The sequence below is a fragment of the Streptomyces albireticuli genome, from assembly GCF_021228125.1.
Taxonomy (GTDB): Bacteria; Actinomycetota; Actinomycetes; order Streptomycetales; family Streptomycetaceae; genus Streptomyces; species Streptomyces albireticuli.
The window spans coordinates 20,184-38,941 of the sequence record NZ_JAJQQS010000022.1; the positions used below are offsets into that span (position 1 = coordinate 20,184).

The 18,758-nt window shown below is 73.4% G+C and carries 16 protein-coding genes; 6 read left to right on the top strand and 10 right to left on the bottom strand.

The features are described 5' to 3' along the window. Nucleotides 1-53: 53 nt before the first annotated feature. Nucleotides 54-4,820, bottom strand: a complete 4,767-nt coding sequence (locus LUZ64_RS31150; protein WP_211304922.1) for an ATP-dependent helicase — start codon at nucleotides 4,818-4,820, stop codon at nucleotides 54-56. A 106-nt stretch (nucleotides 4,821-4,926) separates the two neighbouring features. Beyond that, on the bottom strand, nucleotides 4,927-5,847 hold the full coding sequence (locus LUZ64_RS31155; RefSeq protein ID WP_095578979.1) for a hypothetical protein: 921 nt from the start codon (nucleotides 5,845-5,847) through the stop codon (nucleotides 4,927-4,929). Nucleotides 5,848-5,926: 79 nt separating this feature from the next. Here LUZ64_RS31155 and LUZ64_RS31160 point away from each other — a divergent pair, with 79 nt between their 5' ends. From LUZ64_RS31160 to recX, 4 genes are all read left to right on the top strand, one after another. After that, nucleotides 5,927-6,121 (top strand): DUF3046 domain-containing protein, encoded by a 195-nt coding sequence (locus tag LUZ64_RS31160; RefSeq protein WP_095578978.1) that lies wholly within the window; start codon nucleotides 5,927-5,929, stop codon nucleotides 6,119-6,121. A 121-nt stretch (nucleotides 6,122-6,242) separates the two neighbouring features. Further along, nucleotides 6,243-7,385 (top strand): AI-2E family transporter, encoded by a 1,143-nt coding sequence (locus LUZ64_RS31165; RefSeq protein ID WP_095578977.1) that lies wholly within the window; start codon nucleotides 6,243-6,245, stop codon nucleotides 7,383-7,385. A gap of 153 nt (nucleotides 7,386-7,538) precedes the next feature. Beyond that, nucleotides 7,539-8,663 carry a recombinase RecA gene (gene recA, locus LUZ64_RS31170; RefSeq protein WP_095578976.1) on the top strand — a complete coding sequence of 375 codons (1,125 nt, stop codon included), beginning with the start codon at nucleotides 7,539-7,541 and terminating at the stop codon, nucleotides 8,661-8,663. A 3-nt stretch (nucleotides 8,664-8,666) separates the two neighbouring features. Then, nucleotides 8,667-9,293, top strand: coding sequence for a recombination regulator RecX (recX, locus tag LUZ64_RS31175; RefSeq protein ID WP_095578975.1), 627 nt, complete (start codon nucleotides 8,667-8,669; stop codon nucleotides 9,291-9,293). Between the two features lie 312 nt (nucleotides 9,294-9,605). Here recX and LUZ64_RS31180 read toward each other — a convergent pair whose 3' ends face one another. The 8 genes from LUZ64_RS31180 to LUZ64_RS31210 form a co-directional block, all read right to left on the bottom strand. Beyond that, nucleotides 9,606-9,998 (bottom strand): rhodanese-like domain-containing protein, encoded by a 393-nt coding sequence (locus LUZ64_RS31180; protein WP_095578974.1) that lies wholly within the window; start codon nucleotides 9,996-9,998, stop codon nucleotides 9,606-9,608. Then, the gene (locus LUZ64_RS31185; RefSeq protein WP_232390447.1) at nucleotides 9,995-10,507 is read right to left on the bottom strand and encodes a cupin domain-containing protein; all 513 of its coding nucleotides are present in this window, start codon (nucleotides 10,505-10,507) and stop codon (nucleotides 9,995-9,997) included. Before LUZ64_RS31185 ends, LUZ64_RS31180 begins: the two co-directional genes overlap by 4 nt. A 143-nt stretch (nucleotides 10,508-10,650) precedes the next feature. Next, nucleotides 10,651-10,737, bottom strand: a complete 87-nt coding sequence (locus LUZ64_RS37875) for a putative leader peptide (protein ID WP_361280649.1) — start codon at nucleotides 10,735-10,737, stop codon at nucleotides 10,651-10,653. A gap of 33 nt (nucleotides 10,738-10,770) precedes the next feature. Then, entirely contained in the window at nucleotides 10,771-12,525 is a 1,755-nt protein-coding gene (locus LUZ64_RS31190) for an FAD-dependent monooxygenase (RefSeq protein WP_095578992.1), read from the bottom strand. Between the two features lie 295 nt (nucleotides 12,526-12,820). Next, on the bottom strand, nucleotides 12,821-13,693 hold the full coding sequence (locus LUZ64_RS31195) for an amino acid ABC transporter permease (protein ID WP_095578972.1): 873 nt from the start codon (nucleotides 13,691-13,693) through the stop codon (nucleotides 12,821-12,823). Next, complete coding sequence (locus tag LUZ64_RS31200; RefSeq protein ID WP_087925939.1) at nucleotides 13,690-14,340, bottom strand: amino acid ABC transporter permease; 651 nt, start codon at nucleotides 14,338-14,340, stop codon at nucleotides 13,690-13,692. The genes LUZ64_RS31195 and LUZ64_RS31200 overlap by 4 nt, the downstream gene beginning before the upstream one ends. A 119-nt stretch (nucleotides 14,341-14,459) precedes the next feature. Next, a complete protein-coding gene (locus LUZ64_RS31205) occupies nucleotides 14,460-15,380 on the bottom strand; it encodes a glutamate ABC transporter substrate-binding protein (RefSeq protein WP_095578971.1) in 921 nt (306 codons plus the stop codon). Between the two features lie 133 nt (nucleotides 15,381-15,513). Next, on the bottom strand, nucleotides 15,514-16,293 hold the full coding sequence (locus LUZ64_RS31210) for an amino acid ABC transporter ATP-binding protein (RefSeq protein ID WP_095578970.1): 780 nt from the start codon (nucleotides 16,291-16,293) through the stop codon (nucleotides 15,514-15,516). Nucleotides 16,294-16,579: 286 nt separating this feature from the next. Between LUZ64_RS31210 and LUZ64_RS31215 the strand changes: the two genes are divergently transcribed. Beyond that, on the top strand, nucleotides 16,580-17,290 hold the full coding sequence (locus tag LUZ64_RS31215) for a response regulator transcription factor (RefSeq protein WP_095578969.1): 711 nt from the start codon (nucleotides 16,580-16,582) through the stop codon (nucleotides 17,288-17,290). A gap of 16 nt (nucleotides 17,291-17,306) precedes the next feature. Then, nucleotides 17,307-18,746, top strand: a complete 1,440-nt coding sequence (locus LUZ64_RS31220) for a sensor histidine kinase (protein ID WP_095578968.1) — start codon at nucleotides 17,307-17,309, stop codon at nucleotides 18,744-18,746. The last annotated feature ends 12 nt before the right edge of the window (nucleotides 18,747-18,758 follow it).

The following is an 18,758-nucleotide window of genomic DNA, read 5'->3' on the forward strand; positions in this document are numbered from 1 at the left end:
CCCGGCTCGCGGCCCGCCCCGCCCCGCCCGGTGCGGACCTCCCGGCGGAGCGGTCAGGGCGCCCGCAGCCGCAGCCCGCGGGGCGTGGCGTGGAAGCCCGCGGCCTCCAGCAGGGCGCCCAGCGGTGAGGAGAGCGCGGGCGAGCCGTTGACCCGCTCGACCGTGACGGTGCCCAGGGCGCCCGCGCGGGCCGCGTCCGCGAGGGCCGCCGCCGCTTCCCGGAGCCCGGCGTCGCTCTCCGGCGCCCCGCCGTTCTCCTCCCCCGGCCAGGCGAGGAGGGTCTTGCCGCCGCGCTCCACGTACAGGGCGAGGGCCCCGTCCAGGAGCACGACGAGGGAGCCCGCCTTGCGGCCGGGCTTGTGGGTCGCCCCGGCGGGCGGCTCGGGCCAGGGCAGGGCCGCACCGTAGGCGTTGGCCGGGTCGGCGGCGGCGAGGACGACGGCCCGCCGCCGGGCGGGCTTCCGCGCGGACCCGGGCCCCTCCCAGGAAGGGCCGGACGGCTCCTCGGCGAACGCGCCGCCGCCCGCGCGCTCACGGGCCGAGCCGACGGCGCGCAGCCGGTCGACCGCGCCGTCCATGGCGAACTGCGCGGCGCCCAGGCCCTCGACGACGTACCCCCGGCGGGCCTGCCCGCTCTCCTCGAAAACGGACAGCACCCGGTAGGCGGCGGAGAAGCCGCCCTCCACGCCCTCGGCCGCCACCGCGCCCCGGGTCACCACGCCGTGCCGGTCGAGGAGCGTACGGGCCAGGGCGTGGGCCCGGTGCGTGGGATCGGGCTCGTGCGCGGGCAGCAGCGACCACCGGCCCGCCACCGTGGGCGGCCCGCCACGGGACGCGGTGGGGCGCAGCGGCACCCCGCCGCGGGCGCCGAACGAGCCGTAACGCCCGCGGGGCACCGCCCGCTTGGCGCGGTGCGCCGTGGAGCCCGCCGTCCGGCCCGACCCCAGATAGGCGCGGAGCGGGGCGAGGGTGTCGTTGGTGAGCCGGCCGGACCAGGCGAGGTCCCAGACGGCGTCGGCGATCTGCGGATCCGTGCTCTCGGGGGACTCCGCGCGCACCCGGTCGGCGATCTGACGGAAGAACAGGCCGTACCCGCCCGACAGGGCGTCGAGCACGGCGCGGTGCACGGGCGAGAGCTCCAGCGGATGCGGTTCCGGCAGCAGGAGGGGCGCGGCGTCGGCCAGGAGCAGCGACACCCAGCCGTCCTTGCCGGACAGCGCGCCCGCCCCCGCCCAGACGACCTCGCCCGCCGCCGTGAGCTCGTCGAGCATCGCCGGGGAGAAGTCCGCCACCCGCGAGGGCAGCACCAGCTTCTCCAGGGCGGAGGCCGGAACCGGCGCGCCCTGCAACTGCTCGACGGCACGCACCAGGCCGTCGACACCGCGCAGGCTGTGGGTGCCGACGTGCTGCCACTGGGGGAGGAAGGCGGCGAGCGCGGCGGGCGGCACCGGCTCCAGCTCGTGCCGCAGCGCGGCGAGGGAGCGGCGGCGCAGCCTGCGCAGGACGGCGGCGTCGCACCATTCCTGGCCGATGCCGGAGGGGTGGAACTCCCCCTGCACGACCCGGCCGTTCGCCGCGAGGCGCTGGAGCGCCCCGTCGGTCACCGCGGGCCCCAGCCCGAAGCGGTCGGCGGCCCGCGCCGACGTGAAGGGCCCGTGGGTGCGGGCGTAGCGGGCGAGGAGATCGCCGAGCGGGTCCTTGACGGGTTCGGTGAACGCCTCCGGAACGCCCACGGGCAGGGCCGTGCCCAGGGCGTCGCGGAGCCGTCCGGCGTCCTCGATCGCCGCCCAGTGGTCCCGCCCGGCGATGCGGACACCCAGCGCGCGGCGCGCGCCGGCCAGCTCCCGCACCCATTCCGGCTCGGCGCCGCGCTCCGCCAGCTCGGCGTCGGTGAGCGGGCCCAGGAGCCGCAGCAGGTCGGCGACGCCCTCGGCGTCCTTGGCCCGCCGGTCGTCGGTCAGCCACTGGAGCTCGCGCTCCAGCTCGGCCAGCACCTCCGGGTCGAGCAGCTCCCGCAGCTCCGCCTGGCCCAGCAGCTCGGCGAGGAGCCTCGAGTCGAGGGAGAGGGCGGCCGCCCGGCGCTCGGCGAGCGGGGAATCGCCCTCGTAGAGGAACTGGGCCACATAACCGAACAGCAGTGAGCGCGCGAACGGCGAGGGCTCCGGTGTCGTCACCTCCACCAGCCGGACGCGGCGGGCCTCGATATCGCCCATCAGCTCGGTCAGGCCGGGGACGTCGAAGACGTCCTGGAGGCACTCGCGGACGGCTTCCAGCACGATCGGGAACGAGCCGAACTCCTCGGCCACCTGCAACAGCTGGGCCGCGCGCTGGCGCTGCTGCCACAGCGGGGTGCGCTTGCCGGGGTTGCGGCGGGGCAGCAGCAGGGCGCGGGCGGCGCACTCCCGGAACCGCGCGGCGAACAGCGCCGAGCCGCCCACCTGGTCGGTGACGAGCTGGGCGACCTCGCCCTGGTCGAAGGTCACGTCGGCGGCTCCGACGGGGGACCGCTCCGCGTCGTACTCCGCGCCCTGCCGGGCGGGGTCGGCGTCCAGCAGGTCGAGACCCATCAGATCGGCGTCGGGCAGGCGCAGCACGATGCCGTCGTCGGCGTGCATCACCTGGGCGTCCATGCCGTACCGCTCGGTGAGCCGGGCGCCGAGCGCCAGGGCCCACGGGGCGTGCACCTGCGCGCCGAAGGGGGAGTGGACGACGACCCGCCAATCGCCGAGCTCGTCGCGGAAGCGCTCCACGACGACCGTCCGGTCGTCGGGAACATGGCCGCAGGCCTGGCGCTGCTCGGCGAGATACGCCAGGACGTTGTCCGCCGCCCAGGTGTCGAGACCGGCCGCGGCGAGCCGCTCCAGGGCGGCCTCCGGCGCCAGGCCGCCGACCTCCCGCAGGAACGCGCCCAGCGCCCGGCCCAGTTCGAGCGGGCGGCCCAGCTGGTCGCCCTTCCAGAACGGCAGCCGGCCGGGCACCCCAGGCGCCGGCGTGACCAGGACCCGGTCACGGGTGATGTCCTCGATCCGCCACGAGGTCGTGCCCAGGGTGAAGACGTCGCCCACCCGCGACTCGTACACCATCTCCTCGTCCAGCTCGCCGACCCGGCGGCCGCCCTTGGCGCCCTTCCCGGAATCGGCGCCCGCCAGGAACACGCCGAAGAGGCCGCGGTCGGGAATGGTGCCGCCGGACGTGACGGCGAGCCGCTGCGCCCCGGGGCGCCCGCTGAGCGTGCCGGCCACCCGGTCCCAGACCAGGCGCGGCCGCAGCTCCGCGAAGGCGTCGGACGGATAGCGCCCGGCGAGCATGTCGAGCACCGCCGTGAAGGCGGACTCGGGCAGCGCGGCGAAAGGGGCCGCGCGCCGCACCACGGCGAGCAGCTCCGTCACCTCCCAGGTGTCGACCGCCACCATGGCGACGATCTGCTGGGCCAGGACGTCCAGGGGGTTGGCGGGCACCCGCAGCGCCTCGATGGCCCCCGCGCGCATCCGCTCCGTCACGACGGCCGCCTGCACCAGGTCGCCGCGGTACTTGGGGAAGACCACGCCGGTGGAGACCGCGCCGACCTGGTGCCCAGCGCGGCCGACCCGCTGGAGCCCGGAGGCCACCGAGGGCGGCGACTCGACCTGGACGACCAGGTCCACCGCGCCCATGTCGATGCCCAGCTCCAGGCTGGAGGTGGCGACGACGGCGGGCAGCCGGCCCGCCTTCAGGTCCTCCTCGACCAGCGCCCGCTGCTCCTTGGAGACCGAGCCGTGGTGGGCGCGCGCCAGCACCGGGGGAGCCCCCCGGGCCGCGCCGGACTCGGCCATCAGCTCCGCGGGGGAGTGGTGCTCGGGCAGGGGCTCGCCGGTGGCCCGCTCGTAGGCGATCTCATTGAGCCGGTTGCACAGCCGCTCGGCGAGGCGGCGGGAGTTGGCGAAGACGATCGTGGAGCGGTGGGCCTGGACGAGGTCGGCGATCCGCTCCTCCACGTGCGGCCAGATCGACGGCTTCTCCTTGGCGTCGCCCTCCTGTACGGGCGAGGCGCCGAGCTCCCCCAGATCCTCCACCGGGACGACGACCGAGAGGTCGAACTCCTTGCCGGAGGGCGGCTGGACGATCTCGACCTTGCGCTGCGGCGACAGATAGCGGGCCACCTCGTCGACCGGCCGTACGGTCGCGGAGAGACCGATGCGCCGGGCCGGGCGCGCCAGCAGGGTGTCGAGGCGCTCCAGCGACAGCGCCAGGTGCGCGCCCCGCTTGGTGCCGGCGACGGCGTGCACCTCGTCCAGGATGACAGTCTCCACCCCCGTGAGCGCCTCGCGCGCGGCGGAGGTGAGCATCAGGAACAGGGACTCCGGGGTGGTGATCAGGATGTCCGGAGGGCGGTTGACCAGCGCCCGGCGCTCGGCCGGCGGGGTGTCGCCGGAGCGGATCCCCACCCGGACCTCCGGCTCGGGCAGGCCCAGCCGCACGGACTCCTGCCGGATCCCCGTGAGCGGGCTGCGGAGGTTCCGCTCGACGTCGACGGCGAGGGCCTTGAGCGGGGAGACGTAGAGCACCCGGCAACGCTTGCGGGCCTCGGCGGGCGGCGGGGTGCTCGCCAGCCGGTCCAGGGAGGCGAGGAAGGCGGCCAGCGTCTTGCCCGAACCCGTCGGGGCCACCACCAGGACGTCGGAACCCCGGCCGATCGCCCGCCACGCGCCGCTCTGCGCGGCCGTGGGCGCGGTGAACGCCCCCGTGAACCAGGAACGCGTCGCGGGGGAGAACCCCGCGAGGCCCTCGGCCGGGTCCCCCACCGCATCCGCCGCCGTACCGGCCGCCACGTCGTCCGCCATGCACCCCATCGTGCACCGCACCACTGACAACGCCCCGGAACCGCAGGCCGGCGGGGGTGTGGACCGGCCGGCGGGCCCTTCGCGGGGCTCCGCGCGCCGCCGTGGGTCAGACGGTCCGGCCGTACGCGCGCAGCGTCAGCAGCGCGGTGATCGTCACCATCGGCCGGCCTTCGAGCCGGGTGCCCGGCGCCCACGCGCGCCAGCGGATCGGCCAGCCGCCGTCCTCCTCCTGCGAGGCGGTGAGGAAGTCCAGCGACCGCTCCAGCTCGGCGTCGGTGAACCAGGGGCGGGCCAGGGAGCCGGGGCGTCGGGCGAAGTCGTACGGGAAGTGGAGCTCGCCCGGCGCGTAGCCGTCCGCGACGGGATGGCCGGTGACCCGGCCGGGGTCCAGGACGACCAGCCGCTGTTCCCGCACCACCCGGCCCAGCCGCTCGGCGGCCGCCTCCGCGCGGGCCCGGTCCGGGGCGCCGTCGAGGAAGGCGACGGCCGCCTGGACCTCGTACGGGTGAGTCTTCGCGCCGTCCCCCAGGGCGTCGACGGCCTCCCAGCAGAAGTCGGTCGCACGGAACAGCCACGCGTGCCACACGGCGTTGCGGTGCAGCAGGCCGACGACGGGGCCGGTGGCGAGCAGGTCGCTCGGCGGGTCGTCGGTCACGGGGAGCCAGGGGGCCGCGGGATAGCCGCGCAGCGAAGGATGCAGCGCGGGCAGCGCGCCGTCCTGGGTGGAGACGGACGTCAGATAGCGGCAGACCCGCTCCATCCGGCGGTCGCCGCAGCGGCCGATCTCGTCGAGCACGTGGAGCGCGTGCGCGGTGTGCAGCGGCTGGCTGACCGGGCCGCGCAGGTCGGGCTCCAGGGCGTGGCCGTACCCCCCGTCGTCTCCCAGATAGGCGTTCAGGGCCGTCTCGACGGCGTCGGGGCCGCCGTCCAGGAAATGGAAAGCGAATCTCCGCTGTTCGAGGGCGCGGGCGGTCAGCCAGACGAACTGCTCGGCACGGGCTGCGGGGGATGCTCCGGATCGGGCCATGCACCGACCGTAGGACGGAAAGCGCCGCCGGTCAGCGGCTCGTGCGGGGCAGCACCCTCAGGGGCGGGATACTGGTCTCATGCGGTTGACGGTCTTCTGGCAGCGGATGGCGGATTATTTCGGTGCGGCGTACGCCGACTCCTTCGCGCGCGATCATGTGATGTCCGAGCTCGGCGGGAGGACCGTGCACGAAGCGCTGGACGCGGGCTGGAACGCCAAGGACGTCTGGCGAGGGGTGTGCCGGGCGCTGGAGATCCCCGACGACCGCCGCTGACGTCCTGCTCCCGTGACCCCCTGATCACCCCCCCGGTCGGGGAGCCGGGGTGTGGCCGGCTGGTCCGTCCGGCGCCTCACCCGGCCGGGGTCCGGGAGCGTTCCCCGGCCCGCTCCACCCCATGGTCCACACTGAGCCCGTGGCAGCAGACGACACGGCTCCGGACTCCTCCACTCCCTCGCCCGCGCCCGACGCCGGTGCCCGCATGCCGCGCTGGCTGCCCCGCGCGATGGTCGCGGCGCTCGCCCTCTTCGCCTGCTTCCAGCTGGCGGCGTGGGCATTCCACCAGCTCATCGGGCTGCTGCTGAACATCCTGATCGCCTTCTTCCTGGCCCTGGCCATCGAGCCGGCCGTGGCGCGGATGGCCGCGCGCGGGATGCGCCGGGGGCTCGCGACGGGCCTGGTCTTCCTCGGCGTCACCGTCGTCGCGGCGGGGTTCTTCACCCTGCTCGGCTCGATGCTCGCCGATCAGATCATCACCATGGTGGAGAACTTCCCCTCCTACCTGGACTCGGTGATCAGGTGGATCAACCGGACGTTCCGCACCCACCTCTCCCGGGTCGAGGTCCAGGAGAGCGTGCTGCACTCGGACTGGCTCCAGAAGTACCTGAAGAGCAGCGCCGGCGGGGTGCTGGACGTCTCCGCCACCGTCCTCGGCGGGCTGTTCCAGCTGCTGACGGTCCTGCTGTTCTCCTTCTACTTCGCCGCGGACGGGCCCCGGCTGCGGCGCGCCTTGTGCTCGGTGCTGCCGCCCCGCCGGCAGGCGGAGGTGCTGCGGGCCTGGGAGATCGCCGTCACCAAGACGGGCGGTTACCTCTACTCGCGCGCGCTGATGGCGCTGATCTCCGGCGTCGCGCACTATGTTCTGCTGGAGGTCCTGGGCGTGCCCTACGCCCCGGCGCTGGCGATCTGGGTCGGCCTCGTCTCCCAGTTCATCCCGACCATCGGCACCTACCTCGCGGGCGCCCTGCCCATGCTGCTCGCCTTCACCGTGAACCCCTGGTACGCGGTGTGGGTGCTCGGCTTCGTCGTGGTCTACCAGCAGTTCGAGAACTATGTGCTCCAGCCCCGGATCACCGCCAGGACCGTGGACATCCACCCGGCCGTGGCCTTCGGTTCGGTGGTCGCCGGCACCGCGCTGCTCGGCGCGGTGGGCGCGCTGATCGCCATTCCGGCGACCGCGACGCTCCAGGGTTTCCTGGGGGCGTACGTGAAGCGGTACGACGTCACGGACGACCCGCGTGTCCAGGAGGGGCCTGCTTGACACCAAAATCGAACATCCATTCTCATGGGTGTTACCGGGCCTCCTGAGAGGCGAGTTATCCACAGGCTGGGGCGGTGCCCGGGGCCATTGTCAGTGGCAGGCGTTAGCGTCGTTGACGTGAAGCGATCGACTCAAGCAAACCGGGTGGAACCCATGGCAGGAACCGACCGCGAGAAGGCGCTGGACGCCGCTCTCGCACAGATTGAACGCCAATTCGGCAAGGGCGCCGTGATGCGCCTCGGCGACCGGCCGAACGAGCCCATCGAGGTGATCCCCACCGGGTCGACCGCTCTCGACGTCGCCCTCGGCGTCGGCGGACTGCCCCGCGGCCGCGTCGTGGAGGTGTACGGCCCGGAGTCCTCCGGTAAGACGACCCTGACCCTGCACGCCGTGGCCAACGCCCAGCGCGCGGGCGGCACGGTCGCCTTCGTCGACGCGGAGCACGCGCTCGACCCGGAGTACGCGAAGGCGCTCGGCGTCGACACGGACAACCTCATCCTCTCCCAGCCGGACACCGGCGAGCAGGCGCTGGAGATCGTGGACATGCTGGTCCGCTCCGGTGCCCTCGACCTGATCGTCATCGACTCCGTCGCCGCCCTGGTGCCGCGCGCGGAGATCGAGGGCGAGATGGGCGACTCGCACGTCGGTCTCCAGGCCCGGCTGATGAGCCAGGCGCTCCGCAAGATCACCAGCGCGCTCAACCAGTCCAAGACCACCGCGATCTTCATCAACCAGCTCCGCGAGAAGATCGGCGTCATGTTCGGCTCCCCGGAGACGACGACCGGTGGCCGCGCGCTGAAGTTCTACGCCTCCGTGCGTCTGGACATCCGCCGCATCGAGACCCTCAAGGACGGCACGGAGGCGGTCGGCAACCGCACCCGCGTCAAGGTCGTGAAGAACAAGGTCTCGCCGCCCTTCAAGCAGGCCGAGTTCGACATCCTCTACGGCCAGGGCATCAGCCGTGAGGGCGGCCTGATCGACATGGGCGTCGAGCACGGCTTCGTCCGCAAGGCCGGTGCCTGGTACACCTACGAGGGCGACCAGCTCGGCCAGGGCAAGGAGAACGCCCGCAACTTCCTCAAGGACAACCCCGACCTCGCCAACGAGATCGAGAAGAAGATCAAGGAGAAGCTGGGCGTGGGCGTCCGGCCCGAGTCCCCGGCGGCCGAGCCCGGCGCGGACGCGGCCGGTGCCGCGGCGGCCGAGCCCGCCAAGTCGGTGCCCGCTCCGGCGAAGTCCACGGGCAAGGCGACCAAGGCCGCGGCCGCCAAGAGCTGATCCGTGACACGGCGATCGGAATACCCCCTGCCCGGTGCCGGGGGAGACCGGCCGGACCCGCTCCCGGCCGACCCGACCCGCGGTGACGCCCCGTCCTCGTCGAGGGCCGGGGGCGGAGCGCCACCGCGACCCGAGGAGCAGGCGCGGGCGATCTGCCTGCGCCTGCTCACCGGATCCCCGCGCACCCGCAAACAGCTCGCGGACGCGCTGGCCAAGCGGGACATCCCGGCCGAGGTGGCGGAAGAGGTCCTCGCCCGCTTCGAGGACGTGGGCCTCATCGACGACTCGGCCTTCGCAGGCGCGTGGGTGGAGTCCCGGCACCACGGCCGGGGCCTGGCCCGCCGCGCCCTGGCGCGCGAGCTGCGCACCAAGGGCGTGGACGCCGCGGTGATCGACGAAGCCGTCGGTCGGCTCGACTCCGAGCAGGAGGAGCGCACCGCCCGCGAGCTCGTCGACCGCAAGCTGCGGGCGACCCGTGGGCTGGACCGGGAGAAGCGGCTCCGCCGCCTCGCCGGAATGCTGGCCCGCAAGGGATACCCCGAGGGTCTCGCCCTCCGGGTGGTGCGCCGGGCCCTGGAGGAGGAGGGCGAGGAGCCGGAGCTGCTGGAGCACTATCTGCCGGATGCCTGAGCACTTCGCCGGAACTCCGGCGAGTCATCCGCGGGTGCGTCGTGGCTGGTCGCGCGGTTTCCCACGCTCCTTCGGGACGCCGCCGAACCGCACCGGGCTTCGCCGAGCCGGCTCAGATGCGGATGGCCGGACCCCCGCCGCCCGGATCTCCAGGTCCTGGACTCCCGGACCCCAGGACCCCAGGACCCCGGACCCCAGGGCCCCGGCCTCCGAGCCCCGGCCTTCGGCGTCCAGGGCCCCGACCCTCGACCGAGGCATCCGGACCGTCCGGCGTCGACCCGACGGGGGGCGGTCCCCTTGCGGAGCCGTCGCTTACGGGAGCGGGCCCGGCGGGCCCGCCACCGGCAGCCCCGCCGCCCGCCAGGCCTGGAAGCCGCCGACCAGATCCGTCGCCCGGTGCAGGCCCAGGCCGCGCAGGGAGACGGCGGCGAGGCTGGAGGCGTAGCCCTCGTTGCAGATCACGACCACGCGCAGATCGTGCCCGGTGGCCTCCGGCGCGCGGTGCTCGCACGCCGGGTCCAGCCGCCACTCCAGCTCGTTGCGCTCGACGATCAGCGCACCGGGGATGACCCCGTCGCGCTCCCGGAGCGCCGCGTAGCGGATGTCGACGAGCAGCCCGCCCTCGGCCCGGGCCGCGGCGGCCTCCGCCGGACCGAGGCGGTCCAGCCCCGCCCGGGCGGCCGCCAGCAGTTCCTCGACCCTCATGCCCACTCCTCCGGCCACTCGACCTGCTCCAGCCGCAGCACCTGTCCCGAGCGGCTGTACCGCCGCATCATCGGCAGCGGCGGGTGGTAGGCGTGCACGGACACCGCGTGCCGGTCCGGCGACGGATTGAACACCTGATGCACATGGTGCGGGCCGAAGGCCCGGCCGCGCCCGTCGGACAGCTGCCGCTCACGGTCGACGCCGTCGACCAGCTCCAGCGTGCGCCAGCCCTCCGTGGGCAGCTGCGCGGCGAGCGACTGCTCGGTCAGCACACCCGCCGCCGCGGCGAAGGCCCCGTGGGAGCCGCCGTGGTCGTGCCAGCCGGTGCCGCTGCCCGGCGGCCACCCGATCAACCACGCCTCACTGCCGCCCGGCCCTTCCAGACGGATCCAGGTACGGCCTTGGGGATCGAGGGGGAGCGCGGCGACGAGCGCGGGATCGCCGGCCGTCCGGCGGGCGAAGTCGAGGAGCTCGGCGGCCGAGGGCGCACCGGGCGAGGCCGGGGCCACCGCACCGGGAGGCGCGGTCGTACGGGCAGGGGGAGACGCGGGGGGAGACGAGGGAGGAGACGCGGGGAAAGACACGGAAGACCGTCCTGAGTGATCGTGAAGGAGCGCGCGGCACTCGACGCGGCCACGCGGCGGGGAGCGGATCAGCAGGACGGACGACAGACACAGCCCGCGTAGCGGACGAGGTCGAGATGGACCCTCCGCCAGAAGCGCACGCCGCTGTCAGTCACGGTGAGTAGTCCACCACGACGGTCAGGAGCGGGTCAACGGTTGGCCGTGGCTTCACTGGGAGCCGCGTCGGACGCGGTCGTGCGCTCGGCGCCCCCGCCGTCGCTCCGCGCGTCCGGTTCCGCGCCCCGGTCCGTATCGCCGTCGGCCGTCCCCGGCGCCGACGGCCCGCCCGGGGCCCCGCCCCGTACCGCGTCCGCGCACACGGCCAGTTCCGCCGCCCGCACCCCGGCCAGTGCCGCCACCAGATACCCGTCCGGCCGCACCAGCAGCACGGTGTGGGCCGCCGCCCCCGGGTACCCCTCGGCGACGAGCAGCTCGGCCGGCATCGGCAGGGCGCCGACGGCCGCGGCCAGCCGGGGCATGAGCCCGGCGCCCAGCCAGTGCCGCCGCTCCCACACGCCCGTACCGGGCGCGACGAGCACCACGAGCAGAGCGCCGCCCAGCCGGTCCCGCAGCAGCGCCGCCGACCCGTCCGGCGCCGTCACCGGGATGTCCTCGACCTGTTCCCCCACCGCCGTGCCCACCGGTACGGAGCCGGTCGGCGGCCCCGCGGGAGCCAGGGGCGTGCGGGCGGGGAACACGGGCGCGCCCAGGGAGCCGCGGCCGAGGTGCCCGTCCGCGAGCAGCTCGTCGTGCCCGCGCACGGCGCCCGGCACCAGAGTGCGCCGCACCGCGCTCCAGCCGCCCTCGCCCCGCAGGGCCGGCAGCGCCCGGTCGGCGGCCCGCAGCCGGGCCACGATCGCGCCGCGCCGCTCCGTCTCGTAGCTGTCGAGCAGGGTCTCGGAGGCTCCCTGGTGCCAGGCCAGGGTGAGCTTCCAGGCGAGGTTCTCGGCGTCCCGCAGCCCTTCGTCGAGCCCCTGGGTGCCGAGCGCGCCGAGCAGATGGGCCGCGTCCCCGGCGAGGAAGGCCCGGTCCGTGCGCATCCTGCGGGTGAGCCGGTGGTGCACGGCGTGCACGCCGGTGTCCAGGAGCTCGTACGGCGGCGGTTCGCCGCACCACGAGGTCAGGGTGTCGCGCACCAGCGTCAGGAGGGCGTCGGGGGTGACCAGGTCGCCGCCCGGCGGCAGCAGCCAGTCCAGCCGCCACACCCCGTCCGGCAGCGGACGCGCCGTCACCTCCGGGCCGCGCGGCGGCGACCGGTGCAGCACCGCCTCGCCGGGCCAGGGCAGTTCGGCGCGGAGCGCGGCGACCGCGTACCGCTCGACGGCCGTACGCCCCGGGAAACGCGCGCCCAGCAGCTTGCGGACGGTCGACCGGGCGCCGTCGCAGCCGACGAGATAGCTGCCCCGCCAGTGCGAGCCCTCGTCCCCCCGGGTGTGCACGCTGACCCCCGCCACGTCCTGCCGCAGGGTGTCCACCCGGGTGCCGGGGACGATCCGCACCTTCTCGTGGAGGGCGAGCCCGGCCCGCAGCTCCCGCGTCAGGACGTGCTGCGGCAGGTGCAGCGGAGGTACGGCGCCGTCCTGCCGTTCGTACTCCTCGCCGGGCTCCTCCTCGGACACCCGGCTCTCCGCGGCCGGAGCCGCGAACGGCACCCGCGCGACCTCGGCGCGGCGGCGCAGGGTGCGCCAGCCCGTCCAGCGGGTCCCCCCGGCCGTGGCGCACCCCAGCCGCTCCAGCAGGGCGGCGGTGTCCGGCCGCAGCACGGCGCTACGGGCGAGGCGCTCCTCCGTCCCGCCCTCCCCGGAGGCTTCGTCGAGGACGACCACCGGCACGTCGTTCCGGGCCAGGGAGAGTGCGAGCGTGAGGCCGACCGGGCCGGCCCCGACGACGATCACCGGATCCACGACACGGCTCACCGCGCCGTCCCCGGCCTGCGGGCGGCTCCGCCACGGGCGCCGCGTCGCGTACGCGCGGTACGCGACGCGTGGGGCGTACGGTCGCCGGAGGAGGGAACACGGGGCTCGATCACAGAACGTATGCAACCCACTGCGGGTGCCCGCGTCAAGCGATCAGGCGCCCGGCCGAGGTGCGCCGGAGCGGGCGCGCCCCGTAGGCCGTGCCGGCCGACGGGGCGTCAGGCGCGGGGCGCCCGGCGGGTCAGGGCACCCCGCACGCCGGAGGCGCCCTGACCGGAACCGGTCATCCGCCCTGTCCGGCGTCCGCGACGAGGGCGGCGTCGTTCGCGGGCATGGCCGGCGGAGCGCCCTTGCGCGAGCGCTTCGTGCGCCGTTCGACCCAGGTCGCGAGCGACGACAGGGCCAGACACAGCAGGATGTAGATCGAACCGAAGACGATGACCATCGGGATGAAGGCGTAGACGCCGTTCACCGGCTCGGTCTGCTGGGCGAACGCGCGGCCGACGAACAGCAGCTCCTCGTACAGGATGATGAATCCGAGGGAGGTGTCCTTCAGGGTCACCACGAGCTGGCTGATGATCGACGGCAGCATCGAGCGCACGGCCTGCGGGATGAGGACGCTCGTCATCACCTGGGTCTTGCGCAGGCCGAGCGCGTACGCGGCCTCGCTCTGCCCCTTGGGCACGGCGTTGATGCCGGACCGGAAGATCTCCGCCTGCACCGAGCCGTTGTACAGCGTGAGCCCGATGACCAGCGCCCACATCGGCTCGGAGGTGAACACCGCCGCGAACAGCAGGAAGATCATGATCAGCAGCGGCATGGCGCGGAAGAACTCCACCACCGTGGTCGCCAGCCAGCGCACCGGCCGGTGGTCGGAGAGCCGGGCCGAGGCCAGCACCGCGCCGAGCGCCAGCGAGAGCACGGCGGCGACGGCGAAGGTCTTGAGCGTGGTCAGCAGGCCGTCGAGGATCCGCTCGTGGGTGTTGCTGTACTCGTAGTCGTCCCACAGTTCCGCCTGGAACTGACCGGTGTCGTCCAGCTTGTAGACGATGAAGCCCAGCAGCCCGAGGAGGGCCACGGTGGACAGCCCGCCGTATATCCGGTTGCGCACCCTCGCCTTCGGACCGGGTACGTCGTAGAGGACGCTCGCACTCATCGGGCCACCGCCAGCCGGTTCTCCAGCAGCCGGAAGAGGCCGCTGATCGCGAAAGTGATGATGATGTAGCAGACCGCGATCCAGGCGAAGATCACGTAGATGTTGTAGCCGGCGTCGGCGTTGAGGGTCTTCTGCACCGAGCCGAGCTCGGTGACGTTGAAGCCCGAGGCGATCGCGGTGTTCTTGGCCAGCGCGATCATCAGGCTGCCGATCGGCGGGATCGCCGTCCGGGCCGCCTGGGGCAGCACTATCTGGCCCAGCGTCTGGCTGAAGGTCATCCCGATCGAACGGGCCGCCTCCGCCTGCCCCACCGGCACCGTGTTGATGCCGGACCTGATGGCCTCGCAGACGAACGCCGAGGTGTAGCAGCCCAGCGCCATCACGGCGAGCCAGAAGGAGTCCCACCCCTTGAGGCCGAGGGCCGGCAGGCCCAGGGTGACCACGAGGAAGAGCAGCACCAGTGGGGTGTTGCGCAGCAACGTCACCCAGGCGGTGCCGAAGACGCGCAGGGCGGGCACCGGAGAGACGCGGAACGCCGCGATCAAGGTGCCCAGCACGAGGGCGAGCAGAGCGCTGAGCGCCGTCAGCTCCACGGTGCCGAGAAAGCCTTCGCGGAACATCGCAAAGTTGTCCGACAAAACGTTCAAGTCAAGTCTCCGGGAATCGCGAGGCGGGTATCAGCGGCCCCGGCGGCCGGAGCCCCGTGGACCGGGAGGATCCAGGGCTCCGGCCGCCGCCGCGGGACCGGTCGGACGCCGACCGCAGGTCAGTAGCGGTCGACCGCCGGCGGGTTCGAGGCCGCGACGCCGGAGAGCCCGAGCGTGGCGTCGTACGCCTTCTTCCAGTCGCCGTTCTTCATGTGCGCCTCCAGGGCGTCGTTGACGGCGTTCCGCAGCGCCTTGTCCTCCTTCTTGAGGCCGACGCCGTAGGGCTCCTTGGAGAACGGGTTGCCGACGACCTTCAAGGCGCCCTTGTTCTGCGCGGCGTAGCCCTTGAGGATCGAGTCGTCCGTGGTGAGGGCGTCCGCCGTGCCGTTGACGACCTCCTGCACACAGAGCTGGTAGGTCTGCTGCGCCTTGGCCTCGGCCACGCCGTACTTGGGCTCCTTGATCCGCTTGAGCGGTGTGGAACCGCTCGCCGAGCAGACCTTCTTGCCCTTGAGGTCGTCCGGGCCCTTGATGTCGCTGTCGGCCTTCACCAGCAGGTCCTGTCCGGCGATGTAGTACGGGCCGCCGAACCCGACCTGCTTCTTCCGCTCGTCGTTGATCGTGTACGTGCCGACATAGAGGTCGACGCCACCGCTGGCGATCTGCGTCTCACGGGCCTCGGAGGGGATCGTCTGCCACTTGATGTGCGCCTCGTCGAAGCCGAGGTCGGCCGCGATCATGCGGGCGATCTCCACATCGAATCCGGTGCGCTTCTTGGTGCCGGGGTTCTCGTAACCGAGGCCGGGCTGATCGGCCTTGGTGCCGATGGTGATGGTCTTGCCCTTGATCTTCTCGAAGACGGGCGAGTCCTTGACGTCGGCGGCGGTGTTCACCTTGTAGGTCGGCGTGGGCGGCGCGGACTTGTTGTCGCCGGCCTTGTCGCTCTTGTCGTCGGGGCTCCCCGACTTGCCGCAGGCGGTCGCGGTCGCGGTGAGCGCCAGCACCACGGCGGCCGCTGCGGCGGTTTTGCGGAGCTTCATGGTGAACATCCTTTGCGTCTACGGGTATGACGGGACGGCCGGTGCGGCGGCGGGTGGCCGCCGGGCCGGCAGGCGTCGGACACCTCCGGAGCCGGGCGGTCCGTCGGGTGGTGATAAGAGGGCGCGTGGCCGGTCAGTGATGAAGGATCTTCGACAGGAAGTCCTTGGCCCGGTCGCTGCGCGGGTTGCTGAAGAACTGGTCCGGCCGCGCCTCTTCGACGATGCGGCCGTCCGCCATGAAGACCACCCGGTTCGCGGCGGAGCGCGCGAAGCCCATCTCATGGGTGACCACGACCATCGTCATGCCGTCCCGGGCGAGCTGCTGCATGACCTCCAGCACCTCATTGATCATCTCCGGGTCCAGCGCCGACGTCGGCTCGTCGAACAGCATCACCTTCGGATCCATGGCCAGCGCCCGCGCGATCGCCACCCGCTGCTGCTGACCACCCGACAACTGCGCCGGGTACTTCTCCGCCTGGGCGCCCACCCCGACCCGGTCGAGCAGGGCGCGGGCCTTCTGCTCGGCCTGCTTGCGGTCGGTCTTGCGGACCTTGACCTGCCCCAGGGTGACGTTCTCCAGGACGGTCTTGTGGGCGAAGAGATTGAACGACTGGAAGACCATCCCCACGTCGGCGCGCAGCCGCGCCAGCTCCTTGCCCTCCTGGGGCAGGGGCTTGCCGTCGATGGTGATCGATCCGGAATCGGTCGTCTCCAGCCGGTTGATGGTCCTGCACAGCGTCGACTTCCCGGAGCCCGAGGGCCCGATGACGACGACGACCTCGCCGCGCGCGATCGTCAGGTCGACGTCCTGGAGCACATGCAGCGCGCCGAAGTGCTTGTTCACGTTGTGCAGGACGACCAGCGGGTCCGCGGGGGCCGCCGCGGCGTCCTTGGTCACCGATACTTCGCTCATCGGCGTTCCTCGCTCCATCCTCCTCGGTTGGGGAGGACCCTAATGAGCGTGAACTACCAGCGTCATTACATCTGAGCTGAAATTGAGCATAACGATCCGGCCGCAAAGGGACACACTGCGTGAAGGGGGCGCACGGTGTGTACAAGGGTTGTGCGGGCGTACCGGCTGCATAACGGAAGCGCCCTCACACCTACAACCCCCTTGACGAGGTGGGCGTCCATCAGCGTGGATGCGGTGTTGCCACAGCGTTGCCACAACCGCACGCGGGCCGTACGGAGGGAGGCGGATGAGACTTCTGCTCGTGGAGGACGACGATCACGTGGCCGCGGCGCTGGCGGCCGTCCTCGCCCGGCACGGGTTCTACGTCACGCACGCCCGCAGCGGCGAGGAGGCCCTGCGCGCGCTGCTGCCCGACGCGGGCGCGCCGTTCGCCGTCGTCCTGCTCGACCTCGGCCTGCCCGACCAGGACGGCTTCGAGGTCTGCGGCAAGATCCGCAAGCGCACCACCACGCCCGTCATCATGGTCACCGCCCGCGCCGACACCCGGTCGAAGATCCACGGCCTCAACCTCGGCGCCGACGACTACGTGGTGAAGCCCTACGACACCGGCGAACTCCTCGCCCGCATCCACGCGGTGGCCCGCCGCACCCCGCCCACCGACAGCGGCGGCCCGGAGGAGCAGCGCGGCACCGAGGAGCCGCAGCCCCTGCGCCTGGGCCCGCTCACCATCGAGCTCCCCAACCGCCAGGTCTCCGTGGGCGGCGCCACCGTCCCGCTCACCCGTAAGGAGTTCGATCTGCTGGCCCTGCTCGCCCAGCGCCCGGGCGTCGTCTTCCGCCGGGAACAGATCATCAGCGAGGTCTGGCGCACCAGTTGGGAGGGCACGGGGCGCACTCTGGAGGTGCACGTCGCCTCGCTCCGCGCCAAGCTGCGGATGCCCGCCCTCATCGAGACGGTGCGCGGCGTCGGCTACAAAATCGTCGTCCCGGCCGCGTGAGGGGCCGGCCCGACCCGTGCGCACCCGACTCCTCCCGCTCCTCATCATCCTGCTCGCGGGCGTCCTGCTGGCCCTGGGCTTCCCGCTGGCCGGCAGCATCGCCGCGGCCGAGCAGCAGCGGCTGGTCGTCGACCGCATCGACGACACGGCCCGCTTCGCCTCGCTCGCCCAGTACGTCACCGCCCGGCCCTTCGACCCCGACGCCGGGAACGACGAGCGGCTCAACACCCTGCGCGACGAACTCCTGCGCTATGAGGACGTCTACGACATCAAGGTGGGCATCTTCTACCGCGAAGGGCGGGCCATGGCTGTCGCCCCGGCGGGCTGGTCCGTACCTCCCGAGGGCGAGGGACAGCGCGCCTTCCAGGAGGCCCTGGCGGGACGGCGCAGCCACGACCCCAGCCAGGTCTGGCCATTACGGCATACCCGGCTGACCGTCGCCTCGCCGGTCATCCGCGACGGCGACGTGGTCGCCGTCGTCGTCACCGACTCGCCGACCGGGGCGCTGCGCTCCAGGATCCTGCACTCCTGGCTGCTCCTGGTGGCCGGGGAGACCGCGGCCATGCTCGTCGCGGTGGCAGCCGCCTTCCGCCTCACCGGCTGGGTGCTGCGGCCCGTACGGACGCTCGACGCGGCCACCCACGGCATAGCCACGGGCCGGATGAACTCCCGCGTCGCGGTGGACAGCGGGCCACCCGAGCTGCGCCGCCTGGCCCGGTCGTTCAACGAGATGGCCGACAACGTCGAGACGGTCCTGGAGCAGCAGCGCGCCTTCGTCGCCGACGCCTCGCACCAGCTGCGCAACCCCCTCTCCGCCCTGCTGCTCCGCATCGAGCTGCTCGCCCTCGACCTGCCCGACGACCATGAGGAGATCGCCTCCGTCCGGACCGAGGGCAACCGCCTCGCCCGCGTCCTCGACGACCTGCTGGACCTGGCCCTGGCCGAGCACGCGGCGGCGGACCTCCAGCTCGCGGACATAGCGGAGATCGTCACCGACCGGGTGGGCGCCTGGTCGCCGGTCGCCGACCGGGAGCGGGTCACCCTCACCTACCGCGGCCCGGCCGCGGCCACCGGCTGGGCCGACCCGGTGGCCCTCTCCAGCGCCCTCGACGCCGTGGTCGACAACGCCCTCAAGTTCACGCCCGCGGAGGCCCACGTCGAGGTCAGCGTCGCCGTCGAGGGCGACACGGTGGGCATCACGGTCGCCGACGGCGGCCCCGGCCTCACCGAGGACGAGCTGACCCGGATCGGCGACCGCTTCTGGCGCAGCGGCCGGCACCAGAACGTCTCGGGCTCGGGTCTCGGACTGTCGATCTCCCGCGCCCTCCTCGCGGCCGGCGGCGCCACCCTCTCCTACGCGCCGAACGAGCCGCGGGGGCTGCGGGCGGTGATCAGGGTGCCGCGCGACGGCGGCGAGACCGGTAAGGGGAGCAAAGGCCCATCTTCGCGCAAGTGAACATCGCCGGGC